The 19703-nt window shown below is 57.0% G+C and carries 22 protein-coding genes; 11 read left to right on the forward strand and 11 right to left on the reverse strand.

The annotated features are described in order from the left end of the window. On the reverse strand, positions 1-789 hold the full coding sequence (locus tag AC3B6F_RS14925) for an acid phosphatase (protein WP_489824938.1): 789 nt from the start codon (positions 787-789) through the stop codon (positions 1-3). Between the two features lie 171 nt (positions 790-960). Between AC3B6F_RS14925 and AC3B6F_RS14930 the strand changes: the two genes are divergently transcribed. Further along, a complete protein-coding gene (locus AC3B6F_RS14930) occupies positions 961-1242 on the forward strand; it encodes an Rdx family protein (RefSeq protein ID WP_026017371.1) in 282 nt (93 codons plus the stop codon). Here AC3B6F_RS14930 and AC3B6F_RS14935 read toward each other — a convergent pair whose 3' ends face one another. Together AC3B6F_RS14935 and AC3B6F_RS14940 are read right to left on the reverse strand one after the other, a co-directional pair. After that, entirely contained in the window at positions 1243-1449 is a 207-nt protein-coding gene (locus AC3B6F_RS14935) for a DinB family protein (RefSeq protein ID WP_489824939.1), read from the reverse strand. It abuts the gene before it with no gap. Between the two features lie 20 nt (positions 1450-1469). Beyond that, positions 1470-1778, reverse strand: coding sequence for a DinB family protein (locus AC3B6F_RS14940; RefSeq protein ID WP_489824940.1), 309 nt, complete (start codon positions 1776-1778; stop codon positions 1470-1472). Positions 1779-1987: 209 nt separating this feature from the next. Here AC3B6F_RS14940 and AC3B6F_RS14945 point away from each other — a divergent pair, with 209 nt between their 5' ends. Continuing rightward, positions 1988-3043 carry a Rieske 2Fe-2S domain-containing protein gene (locus AC3B6F_RS14945; RefSeq protein WP_489824941.1) on the forward strand — a complete coding sequence of 352 codons (1056 nt, stop codon included), beginning with the start codon at positions 1988-1990 and terminating at the stop codon, positions 3041-3043. 69 nt (positions 3044-3112) lie between these two features. Here AC3B6F_RS14945 and AC3B6F_RS14950 read toward each other — a convergent pair whose 3' ends face one another. From AC3B6F_RS14950 to AC3B6F_RS14960, 3 genes are read right to left on the reverse strand one after another with little or no spacing between them, the layout of a single operon-like run. Continuing rightward, on the reverse strand, positions 3113-4150 hold the full coding sequence (locus AC3B6F_RS14950) for a WD40 repeat domain-containing protein (RefSeq protein ID WP_489824942.1): 1038 nt from the start codon (positions 4148-4150) through the stop codon (positions 3113-3115). Next, on the reverse strand, positions 4147-5139 hold the full coding sequence (locus AC3B6F_RS14955; RefSeq protein ID WP_489824943.1) for a CobW family GTP-binding protein: 993 nt from the start codon (positions 5137-5139) through the stop codon (positions 4147-4149). The genes AC3B6F_RS14950 and AC3B6F_RS14955 overlap by 4 nt, the downstream gene beginning before the upstream one ends. Positions 5140-5160: 21 nt before the next feature. Beyond that, positions 5161-6426 (reverse strand): O-antigen ligase family protein, encoded by a 1266-nt coding sequence (locus AC3B6F_RS14960; protein ID WP_489824944.1) that lies wholly within the window; start codon positions 6424-6426, stop codon positions 5161-5163. Positions 6427-6519: 93 nt separating this feature from the next. Between AC3B6F_RS14960 and AC3B6F_RS14965 the strand changes: the two genes are divergently transcribed. Further along, on the forward strand, positions 6520-7518 hold the full coding sequence (locus AC3B6F_RS14965; protein ID WP_211567604.1) for an aldo/keto reductase: 999 nt from the start codon (positions 6520-6522) through the stop codon (positions 7516-7518). Here AC3B6F_RS14965 and AC3B6F_RS14970 read toward each other — a convergent pair. Continuing rightward, on the reverse strand, positions 7493-8569 hold the full coding sequence (locus AC3B6F_RS14970; protein ID WP_234930870.1) for a glycosyltransferase family 4 protein: 1077 nt from the start codon (positions 8567-8569) through the stop codon (positions 7493-7495). The genes AC3B6F_RS14965 and AC3B6F_RS14970 overlap by 26 nt on opposite strands. 98 nt (positions 8570-8667) lie before the next feature. Beyond that, positions 8668-8853: a hypothetical protein gene (locus AC3B6F_RS14975; protein WP_023944831.1), complete on the reverse strand. Its 186-nt coding sequence runs from the start codon at positions 8851-8853 to the stop codon at positions 8668-8670. Between the two features lie 232 nt (positions 8854-9085). Here AC3B6F_RS14975 and mtnA point away from each other — a divergent pair, with 232 nt between their 5' ends. Both mtnA and AC3B6F_RS14985 read left to right on the forward strand, forming a co-directional pair. Beyond that, a complete protein-coding gene (gene mtnA, locus AC3B6F_RS14980; protein ID WP_489824945.1) occupies positions 9086-10180 on the forward strand; it encodes an S-methyl-5-thioribose-1-phosphate isomerase in 1095 nt (364 codons plus the stop codon). A 553-nt stretch (positions 10181-10733) separates the two neighbouring features. Next, positions 10734-11654, forward strand: coding sequence for a DUF2272 domain-containing protein (locus AC3B6F_RS14985; protein ID WP_489824946.1), 921 nt, complete (start codon positions 10734-10736; stop codon positions 11652-11654). Here the strand turns inward: AC3B6F_RS14985 and AC3B6F_RS14990 are convergent. Then, positions 11630-12022, reverse strand: coding sequence for a rhodanese-like domain-containing protein (locus AC3B6F_RS14990; protein WP_489824947.1), 393 nt, complete (start codon positions 12020-12022; stop codon positions 11630-11632). The two genes, AC3B6F_RS14985 and AC3B6F_RS14990, sit on opposite strands and share 25 nt — an antisense overlap. Positions 12023-12078: 56 nt before the next feature. Between AC3B6F_RS14990 and AC3B6F_RS14995 the strand changes: the two genes are divergently transcribed. The 5 genes from AC3B6F_RS14995 to AC3B6F_RS15015 all read left to right on the forward strand — a co-directional run bounded on the left by AC3B6F_RS14995 (position 12079) and on the right by AC3B6F_RS15015 (position 16991). Continuing rightward, positions 12079-13122 (forward strand): cysteine synthase A, encoded by a 1044-nt coding sequence (locus tag AC3B6F_RS14995; RefSeq protein WP_489824948.1) that lies wholly within the window; start codon positions 12079-12081, stop codon positions 13120-13122. A gap of 60 nt (positions 13123-13182) precedes the next feature. Continuing rightward, complete coding sequence (locus AC3B6F_RS15000; protein ID WP_023944825.1) at positions 13183-13908, forward strand: response regulator; 726 nt, start codon at positions 13183-13185, stop codon at positions 13906-13908. A gap of 2 nt (positions 13909-13910) precedes the next feature. Beyond that, positions 13911-15485 (forward strand): ATP-binding protein, encoded by a 1575-nt coding sequence (locus AC3B6F_RS15005; protein WP_211567615.1) that lies wholly within the window; start codon positions 13911-13913, stop codon positions 15483-15485. A gap of 115 nt (positions 15486-15600) precedes the next feature. Further along, positions 15601-16461, forward strand: a complete 861-nt coding sequence (gene aroE / locus AC3B6F_RS15010) for a shikimate dehydrogenase (protein WP_489824949.1) — start codon at positions 15601-15603, stop codon at positions 16459-16461. Positions 16462-16622: 161 nt separating this feature from the next. Then, complete coding sequence (locus AC3B6F_RS15015) at positions 16623-16991, forward strand: hypothetical protein (protein WP_489824950.1); 369 nt, start codon at positions 16623-16625, stop codon at positions 16989-16991. On the opposite strand, the gene AC3B6F_RS15020 is transcribed toward AC3B6F_RS15015, so the two are convergent. Then, entirely contained in the window at positions 16988-17167 is a 180-nt protein-coding gene (locus AC3B6F_RS15020; RefSeq protein WP_034881031.1) for a hypothetical protein, read from the reverse strand. The two genes, AC3B6F_RS15015 and AC3B6F_RS15020, sit on opposite strands and share 4 nt — an antisense overlap. Positions 17168-17520: 353 nt before the next feature. After that, on the reverse strand, positions 17521-18861 hold the full coding sequence (locus AC3B6F_RS15025; RefSeq protein WP_489824951.1) for an RsmB/NOP family class I SAM-dependent RNA methyltransferase: 1341 nt from the start codon (positions 18859-18861) through the stop codon (positions 17521-17523). 21 nt (positions 18862-18882) lie between these two features. Between AC3B6F_RS15025 and AC3B6F_RS15030 the strand changes: the two genes are divergently transcribed. Then, on the forward strand, positions 18883-19617 hold the full coding sequence (locus AC3B6F_RS15030) for a YggS family pyridoxal phosphate-dependent enzyme (protein WP_489824952.1): 735 nt from the start codon (positions 18883-18885) through the stop codon (positions 19615-19617). Positions 19618-19703: the final 86 nt, after the last annotated feature.

Raw genomic sequence — 19703 nt, forward strand, 5'->3', positions numbered from 1 at the left:
TCAGCGTTCCGACAAAATGGAATGAGCGGCAGCCTCAACTTCAATGGCGCACTCGGCTGCATCGGGAGCAGGCGTTGCTCCCTTCATGGCTCTTAGCTCTTTCCGCGCCGCAATAAGATCATCCTGAAGTTCCGGTGCATCAAGCAGCGTATCCATCTCGGACGAGGCATTCAGGAAACCGGCCTGCACGTCAGATTTCCAGTGAGCCCCGCAGACAATCCGGCTTTCTCCAAAGACACGTCCGCGCTGCAGGATCATAGTGGCATGTTCCGGCAGCAGGTGAGCCAGCAGAAGAGCCATGCCGTATCCAGCCGTTGTGTGACCGGACGGATAGGAGGAATGAAGCCCTAACCCTTCCGGAGACGTACAGATCGGCAGGTTGGTTCCAACGAAGGGTCGTGTCCGATGCCAGTAATGCTTGGCCTCGGAGGTCCGATGCACAATCGGGTTTTCCATCTGCTTCAGGACTGCCGCGAGATGAGGCGCCTTGGACAAATCCAGCGTATATCCAACCGCACAGGAGAAATCCTTTACCAGATGCGGCACTTCCAGATCCGCATCCCGCTGGGCCAGCGCCCATCTCGGCGTATCTTTCAGACTGCGTGTTTCATGAAAGACCCGATCATCATCTGCCTGTGCTGCGCTGCCTGAAACAGGAGGCGCAGGAAGAACCAACCGCGCATCAGGAATAGCTGTTTCCGGGATCGGCTGATGCACAGGCGCCGTGCAGGCTGCGAGAAGCGTCGTACACATCAGAACTGTAACTGGCAGGCGAGCAGCGATATTCATGCGGTTCAGGACCTCACAAGGTTGAAAAGACAGTTCGTCTTCATAATGTTCTCTGTGGACGGTCGGAAAGTGTTTCTTTGTGACCGCCGCATGACGTGTCTGCTCAAGGCTGTGGCGGAACCCTGCTACTGTGTCATGATGAACTGACATTACGCCTTTCAGGAAAGCCTTATGTCCTCTACAGCGCCCCGCGTCTCAATCCGCTACTGTACACAGTGCAACTGGCTCCTACGATCCGGGTGGATGGCACAGGAACTGCTGTCCACCTTCGGGCAGGCTCTCGGAGAAGTGGCGCTTCTTCCCGATACGGGGGGACGCTTCGAAATTCACGTCGATGATGTGCTGATCTGGGAGCGCAAGCGTGATGGCGGGTTTCCGGGGCCAAAAGAGCTTAAGCAGCGCGTACGGGACGTGATCGCTCCAGAGCAGGATCTGGGTCACACGGATCGTTGATCATGCGCCCCTGTCATAATGATTCCGTAGAAATACCGTCAGATCATTGGCTGGCCAGCTATACGGAATCTGCTTCAGCATGTCGCCGATGAAGCCCCGGTGATAGGTCGCATGATTGATGACGTGGAGAATGATTTCCTCCCGGGTCATGATCCCGGTCTGCCCGTCAATAAACGCAAAGGCAATCTGCTCCTTTAGATCCTCCATGCTCCAGCCAGCACATGCTTTTATATACCACTGATGGAGTGCCTGTGTCGCATGCCACCACTCTTCTCTTCAAGATCCAGTATCTGGTCGGCCTGCCGTGAACGATAACCATGTTCCGTCCCCTGAAGATGGTGATGGAACATGTCGTCCACGACATACACATGCCCCAGCGTCTGCAAGATCGTACCGAACGTTGTCTGGCGAGGCTTCACAATTTCCTCATAGGAAAGCTGAAGAAGGGCCTCATATGTCAGCCTGTCGGCCCACGCCCGATACTCAAGAAACATGCCAGTTGTTCGCAGATGATCCGGAAAAGACTGCCCAGACATAAAGTTACCTTATGACATTTCTAACCTGACTATGAGATAATTTCGGACAAGCAACAACACTCTGCCATCCACCGGAAAGGCAAAACACTTCCCGATGCATATCCTATCTAAATATCAGAACGCATTGAGCGTCTTTATGATATATCCGAGAACGCTCTATCCATGAAAGTATCTCGCAGGTCCTTCTTCAAGCCTGCGGAGATCCCATTATGACCGCAACCTGCGCCAGCCTGCCCTCGGCCTCCGTCGATCTTCCGCGGAACTGCACGTTCGAACCCGCAGACTGGCAGATCCTTGCCAGATCCTGGTATCCGGTTGCGCTGTCCCGCGATCTGGGGGACAGCCCGATGGGCGTGACTCTGCTGGATGCACTGCTGGTCGTCTATCGCGCGGATGGGGATATCGTCATTGCGGACGATCTCTGCCCGCATCGGGGTGTTCCCCTGAGTATGGGGAATGGCAATGGCAAGACGATTGCCTGCGCTTATCACGGTTTCCGGTTTGGGCAGGATGGAAGATGTGTGCGTGTTCCGGCCCATCCCGACAGCAAAATTCCGCCGAAACTGCACCTGCGAACCTATCCGGTCGTCGAACGCTTCGGTCTGATCTGGACGTGTCTGCGCCCGACCGGGGAAACCAACCTGCCGCCCATGCCGCACTGGGATGATCCGGCGTTCCAGCAGATCACATGCCCCTGGATCGACATCAAGGGCTTTGCAGGTCGCCAGGTCGAGGGTTTCATTGACGTTGCGCATTTCGCCTTCGTCCATACCGAGACGTTTGCCGACCCCGAGAACCCGGTCGTTCCGTCCTATTCGCCGAGGCTGACTGAAACGGGTTTCGAGGCCGAATACCGCAGCAACGTCTCCAATTTCCCACATGGGCTTCTGGGCGTTGAAGAGTTTGCAGACTTCGAATGGCTGCGGCATTTCAGGGTTTTCCTGCCGTTTACCGCAACGCTGGAAATCCACTTTCCGAACGACGGCAGGCTCGTCATCATGAATGCTGCCTCCCCGGTTTCTGCCCGCGTGACGCGGATGTTCGCACCGATCTGTCGGAACTTCGATACGACCGGATCGGTGGAGGATGTTTACGAGTTCAACCGGCGCGTTTTTGAAGAAGATCGCCAGATTGTCGAAGCGCAGAAGCCGGAAAACCTGCCGCTCGATCCCAATCTTGAAGCTCATGTCATGGCGGATCGGAGTTCCATTGCCTACCGTCGCGGTCTGCGCGGCATGGGCCTGAGCCACTTCTTCACGGCCTGAATAAAAAAGAGGCGTCCCGGTTCAGGGACGCCCCCTTTTATGGTTCTGCATAACGAACGTACCGATCAGCTATTTTGCGGACAGGTCCACAACGCCAACTGTTCCGTCTTCCGTACCGAAAATGATTGCGCCCCCCTGCGGTGTGAAGCTGATACCCGTCACTTTTCCACGAGCACTTTTCTGCCCTGAGCAAAGAGGAAGGACGCGCTGATCCCCGCCGCCGATTTCGGCAAGCAGGACGGTGCCATCTTCATAGCCACCGGCAATGATGTCTTCCTTGGGGTTCGGGCAGACCGCACTGACGAACAGACCTGGCAGACGCGCCAGTTCGGACGGGGCCTTGCCCATCGGACCGCCACCGAAGAACGGCCACAGCACAATGGCATCCGCACCCGCCGTCGCCAGCCAGCGACCATTGCGTGTGAACGCCATGGACCGCACCTGCTTCGGATAACCGCTCATGCGCATGTTGTGCCCATCGGCCAGACGCCAGCCGTGCAGATCGTTTTCCTGCATGGACGTCACAAGCGCCTCACCGCCAGGATGGATGGCAATCCCAATATGGCTGCCCTTCCATTCGAAGGGGCGCACTGTGTCAATCTTCGCCTGCACGAACCAGACCGACGCACCGTTGTAGTGCGAGGCTGCAACCCGCTTGCCCTTGGCGTCGAACACGATACCCGTCACGGATGACGGGTGATCCAGCGTCTTGAGCATCGTCTTGCCTTCAGCCGCCCGGACTTCCAGTTCACGCCCTGCCGAGAACGCAAGATGCGTGGTGGATGTCGCGATGCAATTAACCCAGCGTCGCCCCTCCCGCAGAACCTCAGTCCGACCATCAGCGTATGTCCGGACCAGCTTGCCGTCTTCCCCACCCGTCAGAAACGCATCAGGCAGGCAGTCCTGTGACAGGCAGAGTGCACCGTCATGAACCTGTAGAACGGTCCATGATCCCAGCGTGGTCATCTGATCGCGCGGGATGAGAATGATCTCGCCATCCGCAGTCGCTGCCGCGAATGTTTTGCCGTCACGCGACGATGCGACACCAATGATCGGGCTTTCGAAACGGCGCTCGGCGCCGCGATCTTCAATGATTTCCCGTGTCATTCCGCGATGCAGCTTTCAAAGCCGCGACGCAGCTGCGGGCGGTTCAGGTTGCGGCCAATGAAGACCAGACGAGAATCCCGGCTTTCACCGTCACGGAACGGGCCGATGAAATCCCCATCTGCCATCATGTGCACGGCCTGAAACGCAAAGCGCTGTTCTTCACCCTTGAAGTTCAGGATGCCCTTGGAGCGCAGAATATCGCCGCCCTGTTCCTGAAGGAGCGCACCAATCCAGGCCTGGAAACGACGCTGGTCAATCTGCTCCTTCACCGAGAGGGAGATGCTGACGATCCCCTCTTCGTGGGAATGGTGATCGTTCTCCAGAAAGTCCGGCATTGTGGAAAGCGCACGCTGAAGATCAAAGCCACCACGGTCCAGAATATCCGTCAGCTTGACGCCACCGTGCTGAGCTTCATGGATCTCCGCAACAGCATTGATCTGACGGATGCGGGCAATGATTTCCTTACGGCGCTCTTCATCCGCAAGATCGATCTTGTTCAGAACAATCACATCCGCAAACGCGATCTGGCTGACAGCCTCGGGGCTTTCGTCCAGTGTCTGCATGACGTTGAAGGCATCCACAACCGTGACGACGGCATCCAGACGGGCCTTTTCGCGGATGTTCTCATCTACGAAAAAAGTCTGCGCGACAGGTGCCGGATCGGCAAGACCAGTCGTCTCGACGATGATCCCGTCAAAACGCCCGCGACGACGCAGCAAACCACCAAGGATGCGGATCAGATCACCGCGTACGGTGCAGCAGATGCAGCCGTTGTTCATTTCGAACACTTCCTCGTCGGCATCCACTACGAGGTCATTGTCCACACCCAGCTCGCCAAATTCATTGACCACCACGGCGTATTTGCGGCCGTGTTCGGCGGTCAGGATATGGTTGAGCAGGGTGGTTTTTCCGGCTCCGAGAAAGCCTGTCAGAACGGTAACGGGAACGGGAACGGTTCCGGTGCGTGCCGGGTCACTGGTGCTGGACATGAAGGGCCTCCGTAATCTGAGTTACGATATAGGCTTCTGCGAGCGGTCTTGAAAGCCATCGCGGAACGCCAGTCCAAGCCCCAGCAACAGAAAGCCCCATCCACCCAAAGGCAGGTTCAGGAAATCGGAGGCCGAAGCAATAGGCCATTCCTGGATGAATACGGCGGCGAACAGGCCAATGGCAATTGCTGAACCCTGCTGCCCCGGCCAGAGGGCCTTGAGCCAGCAAGCAATCATAATAATGAACAGAATCAGGCCGGGAATGCCCGCATTCACCAGAGCCTGAAGGTAATGATTGTGCGGATGCTGGACGCACAGATCCGTCCATCCACCCGGCGGATGCTCCATGGAAAGCCATGGCACCCCATAAAACGTGGAGGGGTTCGCACAATGATGACGATAGGCGTCGTAACCCTGTCCCAGCAGCGGATGCTCCTGTGCCATGACAACAGCATGGGTGTAGATTTCGCCGTAGGGGGACTGGCTGAAATGCGTCAGTTGCTGGCGAGCCAGCACAACAAGATGGGAGAAACTGCCCGGTGAGACCACGCTGGCGGCAAAGACCAGAAGCGGCATCAGCGCAGCGGCCACGAGTGCGGCTGGACGCATCGGACGATAGAGCAGCGCACAGATCCCGATCCCGAACAGGGACAGCGCGAAAGGCATTCTTTGCCCCGCCAGTACCATGATCGCCACGGCCAGAACCGTTGCAGCGCAAAGGCCCAGCGTTCGCGACAGACGCGTCTTCCAGCCTTCGATCAGTGTGCAACCAAGCATGAGCATGGGGAGGATCAGGCGAGAAAGGGGAGCGGCAGCACGCGGGTGCGTGTAAGGGCCGGTCAGGGTTCCGTCATGGAAGCGAGGCACACCGAACAGATTGTACCCGATCGTTGCCTGCAACAGCATCTGGACGGCAATATAGAGCCCGCATCCGCAGGTGGCCCAGAGCGTTCGTTGACGCCAGACAGCGTCACGCAGAACCCAGCATCCCAGAGCAGCCGCGGCCACGGGAAAGCGGATCGCTGCAAGAGACTGTCCCAAAGCACCATGTCCCGGTGAAACCCAAAGCGTGCAGAGCACCTGCCAAGCCCACCAGCAGAATGTGGCGACAATCCACGGTTCCCGCGCCCATCCCCACTGCCTGTTTCGGGCGGAATAAATCAACAGAAGAACCGCCAGACAGTCCATATCCGCTTCCGCCAGCCCCCGAAGATGCGTGAGGGTCAGGGGCAGGATGACGGCAAGCCACTGGCCGAGGCGTGTAAGGGTCAAGGAAGACTGGCGCATAGACAATCTGGATGACGGGTTTCGACTTTCCATGCAACCACCCCGGCGGGTATGCGCTTTTTTGAAATAGTCCATTTCCTACGGAGACAGACATTGTCCACCGACACCATTCTCATTCCAGGCATTGATACGCCAATCTCTCGCGTTGCCCTTGGCACCTGGGCCATCGGCGGCTGGATGTGGGGCGGTCCTGACGATGAAAACGGCGTCCGCACCATTCACGCTGCTCTCGATGACGGTATCAACCTGATTGATACTGCTCCGGTTTACGGCTTCGGACATTCCGAAGAAGTTGTAGGCCGCGCGCTGGCTGAGAAGCCACACAAAGCATTCGTCGCCACAAAACTGGGCCTGAACTGGACGGATGACAAGCCGGAAGACCGGAAGGTTTTCCGTGACTCCCGCCCGGCCCGGATCCGGCAGGAAGTCGAGGACTCCCTGCGCCGCCTGCGCGTTGAGACAATCGACCTTGAGCAGATCCACTGGCCAGATGCCAAGACGCCGGTTGATGAAAGCGCACGCGAGCTTCAGAAGCTGCACCAGGAAGGCAAGATCCGCGCGCTTGGCGTCAGTAATTTCTCACCGGAACAAATGGATATTTTCCGCGAAGTCGCACCGCTGGCCACGATTCAGCCGCCGCTGAACCTGTTTGAGCGGACCTGTGAAAAGGACATTCTGCCGTACGCTAAAAAGAACGATGCCGTTGTTCTGGCGTATGGCGCACTCTGTCGCGGGCTTTTGTCCGGCAAGATGAGCAAGGACACGACGTTCCCGAAGGATGACCTGCGTTCGGGCGATCCGAAGTTCCAGAAGCCGAAGTTCGAGAGCTATCTGGCCGCCGTCGAGGACTTCAAGAAGCTGGCTGCCAAGCGGGACAAGTCCGTTCTCGCCTTTGCCGTTCGGTGGGTGCTGGATCAGGGACCGGTCATTGCCCTCTGGGGCGCTCGCAAGCCGGAGCAGGTCTCAGGCGTGCGAGATGTGTTTGGCTGGTCTCTGACGGATGAAGAAAAGAAGGCCGTGGACGACATTCTGGCGCATCATGTACCAGAAGCCATCGACCCGACCTTTATGGGACCGCCGAACCGCGACTGAAACTAACGGCCTGTTGGCGCAGTTCCAGAAGCTGCGCCCTTGCCTGTTCCAAACCAAACATAGCTGCTCTTTCGCGGCCTTTCTGACCCAGTTCGGATCGGAGGGCCGCCTGATCCATCAGGCGGCAGAGAGCATCCTCCAGCGCACCCGCCTCATCAGGAGGCGCCAGAAGCGCAGCATCTCCTACAACATCAGGCAACGCACCGACGGGTGAGGCAATGACAGCCGCCCCGCAAGCCATGGCCTCCAGAGCAGTCATGCCAAATGGCTCCGGCCACCGACTGGGCACGACCACAATCGAAGCCTCAGCCATGGCCTGCAAAATACAGTCATGAGGCTGATAGCCCGCCATGCGCACTCCGGCCTGTTCAGCCTTGGGGCGCAGATGGGTCAGAAAAGGTGTTTCCGGGGAATCCGGGCCAAATCTGTCTGCTCCCATGAGGGTTGCAGTCCATTCGGAATACCGGGAACTGATCGTTGTCCAGGCTCTGACAAATGCATCCACGCCTTTGTCAGCCACGACACGCCCGACGAAAAGAACCGTCTTCTGGCGTGGACGCGCCTCAGGAACCTCTGCAAGATCCATGCAGTTTGGCTGGATGGCAACGGACAGGGGACCACACCCTTCCAAGAAGCGCTCTGCCACCCAGCGTGACACTCCACAAACCAGCATCCTGTCTGCAAGATGTCGTCGCTGGGCCGGGGTTTTCGCTCCCCGCATTGAACATGGATCATTATGCAAAATCAGCCGAACACGCGCGAATCGGGACAGAAAAAGTGCGAGATCCGGGCGGTTATGGACCTCAATCAGGTCTGGTTTGAACCCTCGCGCCACAGACAGGCAGGCAATGCCATATTTCAGGCGCCGGGAAAGCGGCCAGCCAGATAGTCCAAGGGGAACAAAGTGTCCGCCAGACAAAGCCTGTCCGCTGATCGCCTTCCCGGTAATCCGATCTTCCGGTTGGGCCATCCGGCTGACAAGCAATGCAATCGCACCAGCATGCCCCTCCGCATAAGATTCGCGCGGTGGGAGAACCGTCAATACACGCAATGACACTGCTTCTTGCCTTTCCCAACCCACCTTCCAGCGCTTAGCCCGGAGACGGGACAGGCTTAACAGGCCTCACAAGGGAAGCAAAAGTCTACCGGTCAAGAAGAATGCTGAAGTCTCTGCTCTTCTTCGATGCGCTGACGACGGACAACTTTGCGGGTCTCGCGGAGAATGCGATATTTCTCCAGCGCGGACATATCCTTCCGACCGGACTTTCGGCAGTCGGACGGCCGCCCGGCGGCCGTGCCCGAAGCAGATTTCCCGGCGTTCACAAAAGCGGTCATTGTCTTTCCCTACGGCTTAGAAAGAGAATCCAGACATATTAAGTAACACAAGAAAGACCACTGCTATCGGAATAAGTCCGACCAGACAACCGCTAAACGTACGATACGAACAGGGGGTTCCTTCTCCTCACGCTGCGGGTCTTGAGTTCCAGGTCTCTATCGCGCACATGCCATAAATACTTTCGACATTGCCCCGCGCCCCGCATGCCGGCGCATTTCTCAGGAGCACTCCATGAAGATCAACGGCACGGCCTATCGCAGTCTCTGGCGCCCTTCTGACGACGCCAAAAGCATTCGCATTTTCGATCAGACGCGCTTTCCGTGGGAAGTGGAAATTCTTGAACTGCGCGATATGGGCGCAGTCGCCCACGCAATTCGCAGCATGCAGGTTCGTGGTGCGCCTCTGATTGGCGCTGTTGCAGCCTATGGACTGGTTTTCGCTCTGCAGGATGACGCTTCTGATGCGGCCTTGGAGAAGGCGGCGGCTGATCTGATCGAAACGCGTCCAACAGCCATCAATCTCCGCTGGGCCATTGAGCGCATGGTGACGCATCTTCGCGCCCTGCCAGCAGAACGCCGCGTTGATGCCGGGTATGTGGAAGCTGATGCGATCTGCGATGAAGACGTTCAGGTCAATGAGGCTATCGGCCGTCACGGGTTGGAACTCATCCGGGAGATTTGGGAGCGCAAGGGCCGTCAGGGTCGGGTGAACCTGCTGACGCATTGCAATGCCGGCTGGATTGCAACCGTGGACTGGGGCACCGCACTTGCCCCGATCTACATGGCGCATGACGAGGGCATCCCGGTGCATGTCTGGGTGGACGAGACCCGCCCTCGCAATCAAGGCAGCCTGCTGACGGCCTGGGAACTCGGCAGCCATGGCGTGGCGCATACGGTCATCGTAGACAATGCTGGCGGCCATTACATGCAGGCTGGCGATGTTGATATGGTCATTGTCGGCACGGACCGCGTGACGGCGCAGGGCGACGTTGCCAACAAGATCGGCACCTATCTCAAGGCGTTGGCCGCCAAAGACAACAATGTTCCGTTCTGGGTGGCGCTACCATCCTCGACAATCGACTGGCGCGTTCGCGATGGCGTGAAGGAAATCCCGATCGAAGAGCGGAGCCAGAACGAGGTTCTGTTCATGACAGGCCTGACAGAAAGCGGTGATCCGGGACGTGTCCGCATCGCACCAGAAAACAGCCCGGCGGCCAATCCGGCTTTTGACGTAACACCAGCCCGTCTGGTGACCGGACTCATCACCGAGCGTGGCCGGTGTGATGCTTCCGAAGAAGGGCTGAAAAGTCTGTTCCCGGAAAGCTGAGGACGATGAACTGTAGCCATTCCAGTTCTTCGGGACGAGTGGCTACAGTTTTCTCAGGCGTACACTCCTCAGGCCCATATTGTTAGATGCGGCAGTGTGGGCCTTAAACTGGCCTTAGTAATAAGAACTGCCTTTGCGCGGGGGGCTCAACAACATGTTTGCCGGTCTTCCACCCTGCACGTCCGGATGATTTTCCGGCATCTGATGTGCATCATATCGGCCAAACTGCTCGCTTGTGAAAGTCTGGCACCCTGTCAGTCCAACCAAAAGACATACCATCAACAAGCCAGACGCGATTTTATAAATCATCTGAACCTCATTCTTTACTGTATGCCGCACAAAAACCGAATTCTGTTATTTCAGGCCATTTCAAGAAAACTGAAGCACTACTGGAGCACCATCGCAAGTCATTGGTTCTCCCCCGTATCTGCGCCGCCCAGAACACAGTGACGTTCTCAGCGCCTCAAACCTGTCCCCCTGCTCGAAGAGCGTTGCCCTTGACGCTCCATCGCACTTGCCGTTCAAGATGAGGCTTCATCGAGCCCGCATGAGGATGATTGTGTCAGACTCGCATATCTTCTGGCGAACAGCCGCTACGGCCGCACTGTTCGCACTGACTGGCTGCGCCAGCCAGACCAGTGTCCGCCCGTATCCGGCCCAGACGCCCAACGCTCAGTATGCGAACGGCACAACCGGAACTCTTGGCTACAACAGCCATGTTCCAGATTTCGCCAGTCGGAATTTCGAGCCGTTCAACCGTCAGGATGTCGCAGCCATTGCCCTGCGGGAATGGCGGATGTTTGGCTCTCCGGTTTCGGATGATGATCCGGAAGATCGTCCGGAACCGACTGATCCGGCCCTCAAGCCAGAACGTATTCCCGGCCTGTGGCAACGTATTGGCGAATACTGGTGGATCGGCCAGGACCCTTACGAAACGGAAGTCGCCTGGACGGGTAAAACCGATGCCAACGGTACGCGATTCGATGCGGCTCACGATGGGCATTACGCGTGGTCAGCCGCGTTCATTTCGTACGTCATGCGGGTTGCAGGCGCCAATGATCGCTTCCCGTACTCTCCCAATCACGCCACTTACATCAACGCAGCAGCCAGCGGGCAGTCCAGCGGTGTGAGCGCACATGATCCGGGGAGCTATACCCCCAAATTGGGCGACCTGATTTGCGTCGGACGTGGGCGGAGCAAATCCGTAACGTTCTCTATGCTACCAACGTCCTATGGCTTCCCAGCGCATTGCGGCATTGTCACCGCCGTCAACCAGACTGCCCAACCGTTCGGACATGAGCTGAGCATCGTGGGCGGCAACGTGGACGATACGGTGTCCCTCACCCACGTTCCGACCGATACAAATGGCCGGATCGCGGATGCATCAGGCCACAGCTATGACAGCCGCTACCCGTGGTGTGCGGTTCTTGAAGTCCACTACGATGCGGATCAGGAACCTGACAGCGGTCTGTGAGTGAACGGCAGTCCCTCGGCGCGCCAGCCTGTGCCGGGGCCATGCTTGTCTTCAAAGCCATCAACAATGTTTGTCACATCCGCATAACCGGCATGTTCTGCCAGAAGTGCGGCATTGTGCGAGCGCATCCCTGAACGACACAGGAACAGCACACGGCTGTTCTGATCCGGGACTGCTTCCAGCAGACCTTCCAGAAAAATCTGCTCCAAACCGGGCTGCCAGGTCAGGCACACAACAGGCCGTGGCAGAGCTGAAGAATCGGGCAAACCGATTTCCGCCCATTCCACTGGCGTTCGGACATCCACAAGGACGCTGTCGGCCTCATTTACAAGCACATCCCATGCCTGCTTTGCTGTCAGTACCTTCATGGCCTTCCTCATCCTTATAAAACGCGGTCTAATTCCGTCAGCACAGGAGAAAACGTATGACTGACATCACCGACGCACACCAGTCCGTTTCAAAAGGCTGGCAGGCTCCGTCTGCTGGCATGACGGCCGCCATCGGTGGCACGCCGCTGATCCGCCTGAAACGTGCCTCGGAAGAAACCGGCTGCGAGATTTATGGCAAGGCTGAGTTCATGAATCCGGGCGGCTCTGTGAAAGATCGCGCGGCCCTTGCCATTATCGAAGATGCGTTCCGCACAGGTGCGCTCAAGCCAGACGGCACGGTTGTTGAAGGAACGGCCGGGAATACCGGCATTGGCCTGACGCTGGTGGCACAGGCCATGGGCTGCAAAGCGATCATTGTCGTGCCTGAAACACAGAGCCGTGAGAAGCTCGATTTCCTGCGTATGATTGGTGCCGACCTGCGCCTCGTTCCCGCCAAACCCTTCCGTGATCCGGGCAACTATGTCCATGTTTCGCGGCGACTTGCTGAAGAAACCGGTGGTTTCTGGGCTAACCAGTTTGACAATACCGCCAACCGCGAGGGTCATCGCACAACAACAGCAGTGGAAATCTGGAACCAGACGGGCGGGAAGATTGATGCCTTCACCTGCGCCTGCGGGACCGGCGGCACATTGGCTGGTATCGGAATTGGTCTGCGCGAACAGGCTGCAACAGCCGGAAAGACGGCTCCGAAAATCATTCTGGCTGATCCGGAAGGATCTGCGCTGTATGGCTGGGTGAAATCCAACGATCTAACGATCAGCGGTGGTTCCATCACAGAAGGAATCGGTCAGGGCCGCGTGACTGCGAATCTTGAGGGCTGCGCGCCGGACGATGCTGAACGCATTCCAGACCCGGAAGCTCTGGAGCAGATCTTTGCTCTCACGGCTGAAGAAGGGCTCTCCGTAGGTGGCTCCTCAGGCATCAATGTTGCAGCGGCCATTCGCACTGCAAGGAAGCTTGGCCCCGGACATACGATTGTTACAATTCTGTGCGACGGTGGCGCCAGGTACCAGTCAAAACTGTTCAACCCTGAATTCCTTCGCGCCAAGAACCTGCCTGTTCCATTCTGGCTGGCCTGAGCACGAAAGTGGCGCGGGGGACCTGAACCGCGCCACAAGCCTACGGAAGGTAATACGATCATGGGTACGGAAACCCTGCCCCATCTTCTGGTTGTAGATGACGACCGCGAAATCCGGGAACTGCTGAGCAAGTTCCTTGAACGCAACCATTTCCGCGTTACTGCGGCACGCGACGGCCGTGAAGCCCGCAAGGCATGGGCCAATGGCCATTACCAGCTCGTCGTGCTGGATCTGATGCTTCCGGGCGAGAGCGGCCTTGAAGTTGCGCGCTGGCTGCGGTCTCAGGATAATGTTCCTATTATCATGCTGACGGCCATGAGCGATGAAACGGATCGTATCATCGGGCTGGAATTCGGCGCAGATGATTATGTCGCCAAACCATTCAACCCGCGGGAATTGCTCGCCCGCATCCGTGCAGTTCTGCGCCGTACGGTTGACGCTTCCGAAAAACGGCAAGCCACGGATACCCGCAAGATCATATTCGCCGGATGGTGCCTCGACCCGGTCAGACGCCGCCTGCTCAACCCGGATGGTGCAGAAATTTCCCTAACGGGAGGCGAGTATGATTTGCTGATGGCCCTTCTGGACCGTGCAAACAGGGTTCTGACCCGCGACATGCTGCTTGAACTGCTCCGTGGCCGTCAGGCTGGTCCTTTTGACCGCGCCATCGACGTCGCCATCAGCCGCCTGCGTCGCAAGCTTGAAGACGATGGTCGCAATGCTCAGGTCATCAAAACCGTCCGTGGCGGCGGTTATGTTCTGGCCGCAGAAGTCGAACGCATCTGACCATGAAGTTCCTGCCAGGCTCTCTTGTTGCCCGAACCAGCCTTGTCCTGATCGTAGGACTTGCCGTTATTGAGCTGGCAGGATTGGGTATCCATGCGCTTGACCGTCTCGATATGGCCGAGCGCAGTGAGATGCATGATTACCAGATGCAGGCCTTCTCCATTTACCGCACCATTGCAGAAGCAAAGCCTGAAGATCGTCAGGCTGTCATTGACGATCTGCATATTCCCTCAAACACAACGGTCCTGTTGCGCTCCGGCCCAGATCAGGAAATTCACAGCCACAAGATCCCGCTCCCTTTTTTCCCTCCTCCAAAACCGGCTTTTTCAGACCATTTCCAACCCGGCCCTCACGATGTCTCCCCTCATGCAGGTCCTTTTGAGCCGCCTAACCCGATGCAGGAAGGGCCAGACGGCCACTCACCGGCAGACATGGAGCCTTTTCCAGATCCGGGACATCCGCCATTTACACACCCTGACGGTCCAGACGGATGGCACTTGCCCAATGCGGAAGAACACCGTCATTTCCAGAATACTTCCCCGGGTGGGCGCTGGCCGTTCCTTCCTGTTTCCCTTTACCCCCGGGAAATCTGGAGCGGACAGGAACTGCGAACACATTCAACGTCCCTGCTATTACCAGATACACAGTCCTGGGTCGTGGTGCGCTATGCCATGCCATTGCCCAACCCATTCGAAGCGCCCACATTCATCATAGCCTTTCTGGTGATGTCTCTTTGCGGTGGCGCCCTGATCGTCTGGGCTACACGAAGACTGATTTTACCCGTTACAACCCTGGCGGACGCTGCCGAAGCCCTTGGTCGTGACGTCAACAGTTCGACCGTTCTGCCAGAAAACGGGCCTTCCGAAATTCGTCGGGCGGCCATTGCCTTCAATACCATGTCCATGCGGATCAGACGCTTCGTCTCTGACCGCACCCTGATGCTGACAGCCATCGGACATGATCTGCGGACACCCATCACACGCTTGAAACTGCGAGCAGAATTCATTGACGATGATGAGCTTCGCACCAAGATGCTCGCGGATCTTGATGAGATGGAATCCATGGTGGCGGCAACTCTGGCATTCGGCCGTGACAGCGCATCAAACGAACAGGTTGTTTCCCTCGACCTCCGCGCCCTTCTTCAGACGATCATGGACGAAGCAGCAGAAGCCTACCCGGATCATGCCGATGCTCTGGTGTATGAATCGCCCAGTGTCCCCGTCCGGGTCATGGCGCGATCTGTGGCGCTGAAACGTGCATTGAACAATCTGATTCTCAATGCCGTGAAATATGGCAACAGCGCCCACGTCACTCTGCTCCCGCCTCCTCAGAAGAAAGAAAAGGACAGGTACGCGCGCATAATCGTGGAAGACAACGGTCCCGGCCTGCCCGACGAAGAGCTGGATCGTGTCTTCGAGCCTTTCGTCAGGATCGAAACCAGCCGCAATCGGGAAACAGGCGGAACGGGACTGGGCCTGTCCATTGCCCGGACAATCCTTCGGGCTCAGGGCGGCGATGTGCGTCTTATGAACCGTCCCGAAGGGGGACTGCGCGCCATCATCACACTGGAAGCCTGATTACACAGCCCATCACAAATCCGAAAACTGGTCTTTTTTAACCAGCCTGCCGGTTACAATCTGCGTCAGTTATCTTTCTATGTCAGAGACAGTCTCGGAATAAGGATAATCGATCATGAGCGAACAAGGCTTCCGGAGCATTCTTACAGGTTCGTTTTCCACCCCCTGCGCCGACAATCCTACCGTGGCGATGGTGGAAGCAGGCTACCACCATGCCGGTCTTGATGCCCGATACATCAACTGTGACGTCAAAGCCTCCGGTCTTGCGGATGCCGTCAAAGGCGCCAAGGCCATGGAGTGGGTGGGTTTCAACTGCTCCCTGCCCCACAAGGTCGCCGTTCTCGATCATCTGGATGATATTGCGGAGTCCGCCCGGCTGATCGGCGCGGTCAACTGCGTGGCCATTCGGGAAGGAAAGCTGATTGGCCATAACACTGATGGCAAAGGCTTTCTGGCATCCCTGAAAACGGTAACCTCTCCTGCCGGCAAAAGGGTTGTGATCCTTGGAGCGGGCGGAGCAGCCCGCGCAATTGCGGTAGAACTTGCTCTGGCAGGGGCGGCGCATATCACGATCGTCAACCGGGATGCCTCAAAAGCAGAAACCATCGCAGCACTGATCAACGACAAAACCGAAGCGACCGGCGAAGCTCAGGCCTGGTCCGGGAAATTTTCCCTTCCCACTGGAACGGACATTCTCATCAACGCAACGTCTATCGGTCTGGGTGATCCCAATGCGGCCCCTCCCGTTGAAATGGGCAGTTTGACAAAAGAGACCGTCGTTGCGGACGTCATTCCCAACCCGCCTCAGACCCGCTTCCTGAAAGATGCCAAATCCCTCGGCTGTACGACGCTGGATGGACTAGGAATGCTCGTCAATCAGGGAGTCATCGGTGTGGAAATCTGGCTGGGCCGCACACTCGACAGCGCTGTCATGGCTCAGACGCTGGAAAATATCTTTGGAACAGAAAACAAGTAAGCTGTTTCGCCTCTGCCCGACCGATGGGCAGGGGCATATCGTGTAACTGAGACGATTTTTGCGCGGCAACGCAACCAGACCGTCAAGGCAGGACAGGTAGGTCCAATGCCCCCCATCATAGATCCTAAGCAGAAAACAGTTCCGTAAAACTGAGGCACGTCATGCTGCTGAACGGACGTATGGTCGATGACCCGTACTTGCCTCAGACTGATCCCCGCAAGGAAGAAAATCAGTTCGAAACCAGATTGACAATCTTACCTTTGAGTCGTTCCACCATGCCTGTGATGTCCAACGCAGCCGGTCGTTTCTTGAAGAGCATTGCCAAACAGCATCATGGATTTCCCATACTCTCCTTATGGGATAGCTCAACCATCCCCGATCAGGGTCGCATCCATCAAAGTCTCTTCGAGAGCCTCAATCTGCCGTATTGCTTCGGAAAACGATCCTTTTTCCTGCGCCCTACACAGAAACACCGCATCATGAATACAAAGCGATTTAATGGTACAGCTTTAATGCTTACACAGATCTAGAACAACGCCCTATCAGGAATTGTATTTCCCTCAGGAGAAATCATTTCTATTGTTCGTTCATAATGATCATTATCAGCATATTTTTCTGAAGATTTACTTACAGAACACCCTCCCAAAGAAAGAGAAAATCCCATCATCACAAAGGAAAGGAGAATATATTCTTTCCGGATCTTCATCGTTTTTTCCTTATTCTTATTTCTCCAAACGATAGTCCTTAAAAAAATTATTAAAATTAGAAATTTTGGAATAGTCATAAAACTTTCATAAAAATAATTTATGAAGACCCCGCTCTCAAACACCGGATGATTCTGAATGACCAGAGGGTATTTTTACCTACGATCCGGCCATGCGTTCCCTCATCCTCCGCTGTCAATGATGACGCCGAACTTTGAAAAAACCATGATACAGAGTTGGGCTGAGCATCCGCTGCAATGGGAAAGACATGCTGTGTCAGACAGTGGAGTCTGAGCACGTCTTTCGACAATCCGAATCAAAAAACCCCGCCTGAGCAATCAGGCGGGGTCTGGCATCAAACCTTGATCAAACGGGCCGCGAAAAACCCGTCCATCCCGCCTCGGTCCCACCAGAGACCTGGATGTGTACGGAAGAAACCTTCAGGAGTACGAGCGATGGACATTTCTGCCAGCTCAGCGTCCGTAAAAGGTTCATGTCTCCAGCCGCCACGTTCCAGGGCTGCGCGAATGCGATCCGGGCCTTCCTCATCCTGAAGAGAACAGACAGCATACATCAGCATGCCACCTGGCTTGAGCATCTCACGCGCGGAATCAATGAAGGCATCCTGTCCTTGCGCCAGTGCGGTGACGTCGCGGGGCCGCTTAATCCACAGCACATCCGGATGACGGCGAAATGTCCCGGTGGCTGAGCACGGTGCGTCAAGCAAAACGGCATCCACGGGAGCTTTCGGACGCCAGGTCAGGCCGTCTGCCACGATCGTTTCAGCCTCTACACGCATCCGCGCAATATTCTCGCGCAACCGTACAGCGCGTGCTTCTTCCTTCTCGATGGCAATCACCTGAGCTCCAGCCGTTGCCAACTGCGCCGTCTTACCGCCGGGGGCCGCACACAGATCAATGATGGTCTTGCCAGAGACACTCCCCATCAACTTCACAGGCATTGCGGCGGCAACGTCCTGTGCCCAGAACTGGCCTTCCTCGAAACCTTCCATTGTAGCGATGCGCGTTCCAGCCGGATAACGCACTGTCCCCGTTGGAAGCACATCCCCGCCCTCCGGGGCCGTTGCGCCGGGTCGCAGGCTCAGATCCAGCGGGGCCTCACGATGAAGGCCACGGGAAATGGAACGCGCGCGTTGTCCCCATGCTCCCCACATCCAGGGCTGGACGTCCAGACGAGCCTCATCCAGCCCTTCCATCAGATCCCGTCCTTCACGAGCCACGCGACGCAGGACCGCATTGGCCAGCCCCGCGAACGGCGCCAATCCACGACGACGCAGAAGATCCACAATCGTACCAACAGCCGCATGGGGCGGCGTTTCCAGATGCAGAAGCTGTGCGACACCTAACAGAAGTGCACAACGCACAGGCTCAGGCGGCTCCCGACGCAGCATGGGCTGCAGAATTTCGGTCATACTGCCAAGGTAGCGGAGCGTCGTCGCTGCCAGACGATGCGCGGAAGCACGATCCCGCAGATCCATCGGTCCCGCGCGATCCAGCGTCGTTTCCAGCATCCGGCGATGCTCGACCACACCGCAGACGATATCAAAGGCCAGGTCGCGCGTCGGGTCAGGCGCAGGGCGGCGCTCCTGTCCCTGTTTCGGACGGTGTCCTCCCTGACGGGAAGCAGACGGGTTCTTCGGACGGCCGGAGCCGCGGGGGGGCGTATTCTGTGTCATTTTCAGGCGTCGATCTCTCGCATGCTGCCGAAATCGCATCTTGCGGCTTCTGACGCAATGGAGTCTTCTGCCGCCATGTCCGATCAGATTGCAGAAAATCTCTCCCTTATCCGCAGTCGCATCCTTCATGCGTGCGAAAATTCGGGGCGTTCAGCCTCGGATGTTGGCCTCGTCGCCGTCAGTAAGTTTCATCCGAAAGAGGCCGTTGAAGCAGCCCTAAACGCCGGTCAGCGTGTTTTCGGGGAGAACCGTGTTCAGGAAGCCGCCTCAAAGTTTCCGGATCTTCGCACAACATGGCCGGACCTACGCCTTCACATTATCGGTGGCCTCCAGACCAACAAGGCTGTTGACGCCTGCCGCATTGCCGATGTGATCGAGACTCTGGATCGGCCGGCTCTGGCTGACGCTCTTGAAAAAGCTGCAGACAAGCTTGGTCGGCTGCCGGAGCTTCTCGTTCAGGTCAACACCGGCAATGAACCTCAGAAGTCAGGCGTCCCACGTGACGAAGCCGACGCCTTTATCAAAACCTGCAGGACAAGGTTCGGCGCCAAGGTACGGGGCCTGATGTGCATTCCTCCGGAAGACGAGGATCCATCTGTGCATTTCCGTTTTCTGACGGGTCTGGCCAAGCGTCATGGATTACCGGTTATTTCCATGGGCATGTCTGCCGATTTCGAAGCGGCCATCGCCGAAGGAGCCACGCTTGTTCGGGTTGGAAGTGCCATTTTCGGCTCCCGTCCCATGACAGGATCCTAACGCACAGCTTGCATCCCTGTAAGAAATCCTGTCTTGAGGGAAAAGACCGTGCTCCGACACGTCCGTGTGAGGTGTTGGGAGTGCTG

Source organism: Gluconobacter sp. ESL1110 (assembly GCF_058107395.1).

Excerpts from the sequence above, each read along its gene's own strand:
- AC3B6F_RS14955 (WP_489824943.1), bottom strand. The coding sequence starts at position 5,139 with ATGTCCAGCACCAGTGACCCGGCACGCACCGGAACCGTTCCCGTTCCC.
- AC3B6F_RS14930 (WP_026017371.1), top strand. The coding sequence starts at position 961 with ATGTCCTCTACAGCGCCCCGCGTCTCAATCCGCTACTGTACACAGTGC.
- AC3B6F_RS14975 (WP_023944831.1), bottom strand. The coding sequence starts at position 8,853 with ATGACCGCTTTTGTGAACGCCGGGAAATCTGCTTCGGGCACGGCCGCC.
- AC3B6F_RS15015 (WP_489824950.1), top strand. The coding sequence starts at position 16,623 with ATGCTGCTGAACGGACGTATGGTCGATGACCCGTACTTGCCTCAGACT.
- AC3B6F_RS14985 (WP_489824946.1), top strand. The coding sequence starts at position 10,734 with ATGATTGTGTCAGACTCGCATATCTTCTGGCGAACAGCCGCTACGGCC.
- AC3B6F_RS14995 (WP_489824948.1), top strand. The coding sequence starts at position 12,079 with ATGACTGACATCACCGACGCACACCAGTCCGTTTCAAAAGGCTGGCAG.
- AC3B6F_RS14925 (WP_489824938.1), bottom strand. The coding sequence starts at position 789 with ATGAATATCGCTGCTCGCCTGCCAGTTACAGTTCTGATGTGTACGACG.
- AC3B6F_RS15030 (WP_489824952.1), top strand. The coding sequence starts at position 18,883 with ATGCTGCCGAAATCGCATCTTGCGGCTTCTGACGCAATGGAGTCTTCT.
- mtnA (WP_489824945.1), top strand. The coding sequence starts at position 9,086 with ATGAAGATCAACGGCACGGCCTATCGCAGTCTCTGGCGCCCTTCTGAC.
- AC3B6F_RS15005 (WP_211567615.1), top strand. The coding sequence starts at position 13,911 with ATGAAGTTCCTGCCAGGCTCTCTTGTTGCCCGAACCAGCCTTGTCCTG.
- AC3B6F_RS14950 (WP_489824942.1), bottom strand. The coding sequence starts at position 4,150 with ATGACACGGGAAATCATTGAAGATCGCGGCGCCGAGCGCCGTTTCGAA.
- AC3B6F_RS14935 (WP_489824939.1), bottom strand. The coding sequence starts at position 1,449 with ATGGAGGATCTAAAGGAGCAGATTGCCTTTGCGTTTATTGACGGGCAG.
- AC3B6F_RS14945 (WP_489824941.1), top strand. The coding sequence starts at position 1,988 with ATGACCGCAACCTGCGCCAGCCTGCCCTCGGCCTCCGTCGATCTTCCG.
- AC3B6F_RS15000 (WP_023944825.1), top strand. The coding sequence starts at position 13,183 with ATGGGTACGGAAACCCTGCCCCATCTTCTGGTTGTAGATGACGACCGC.
- AC3B6F_RS15020 (WP_034881031.1), bottom strand. The coding sequence starts at position 17,167 with ATGAAGATCCGGAAAGAATATATTCTCCTTTCCTTTGTGATGATGGGA.
- aroE (WP_489824949.1), top strand. The coding sequence starts at position 15,601 with ATGAGCGAACAAGGCTTCCGGAGCATTCTTACAGGTTCGTTTTCCACC.
- AC3B6F_RS14990 (WP_489824947.1), bottom strand. The coding sequence starts at position 12,022 with ATGAAGGTACTGACAGCAAAGCAGGCATGGGATGTGCTTGTAAATGAG.
- AC3B6F_RS15025 (WP_489824951.1), bottom strand. The coding sequence starts at position 18,861 with ATGACACAGAATACGCCCCCCCGCGGCTCCGGCCGTCCGAAGAACCCG.
- AC3B6F_RS14960 (WP_489824944.1), bottom strand. The coding sequence starts at position 6,426 with ATGCGCCAGTCTTCCTTGACCCTTACACGCCTCGGCCAGTGGCTTGCC.
- AC3B6F_RS14940 (WP_489824940.1), bottom strand. The coding sequence starts at position 1,778 with ATGTCTGGGCAGTCTTTTCCGGATCATCTGCGAACAACTGGCATGTTT.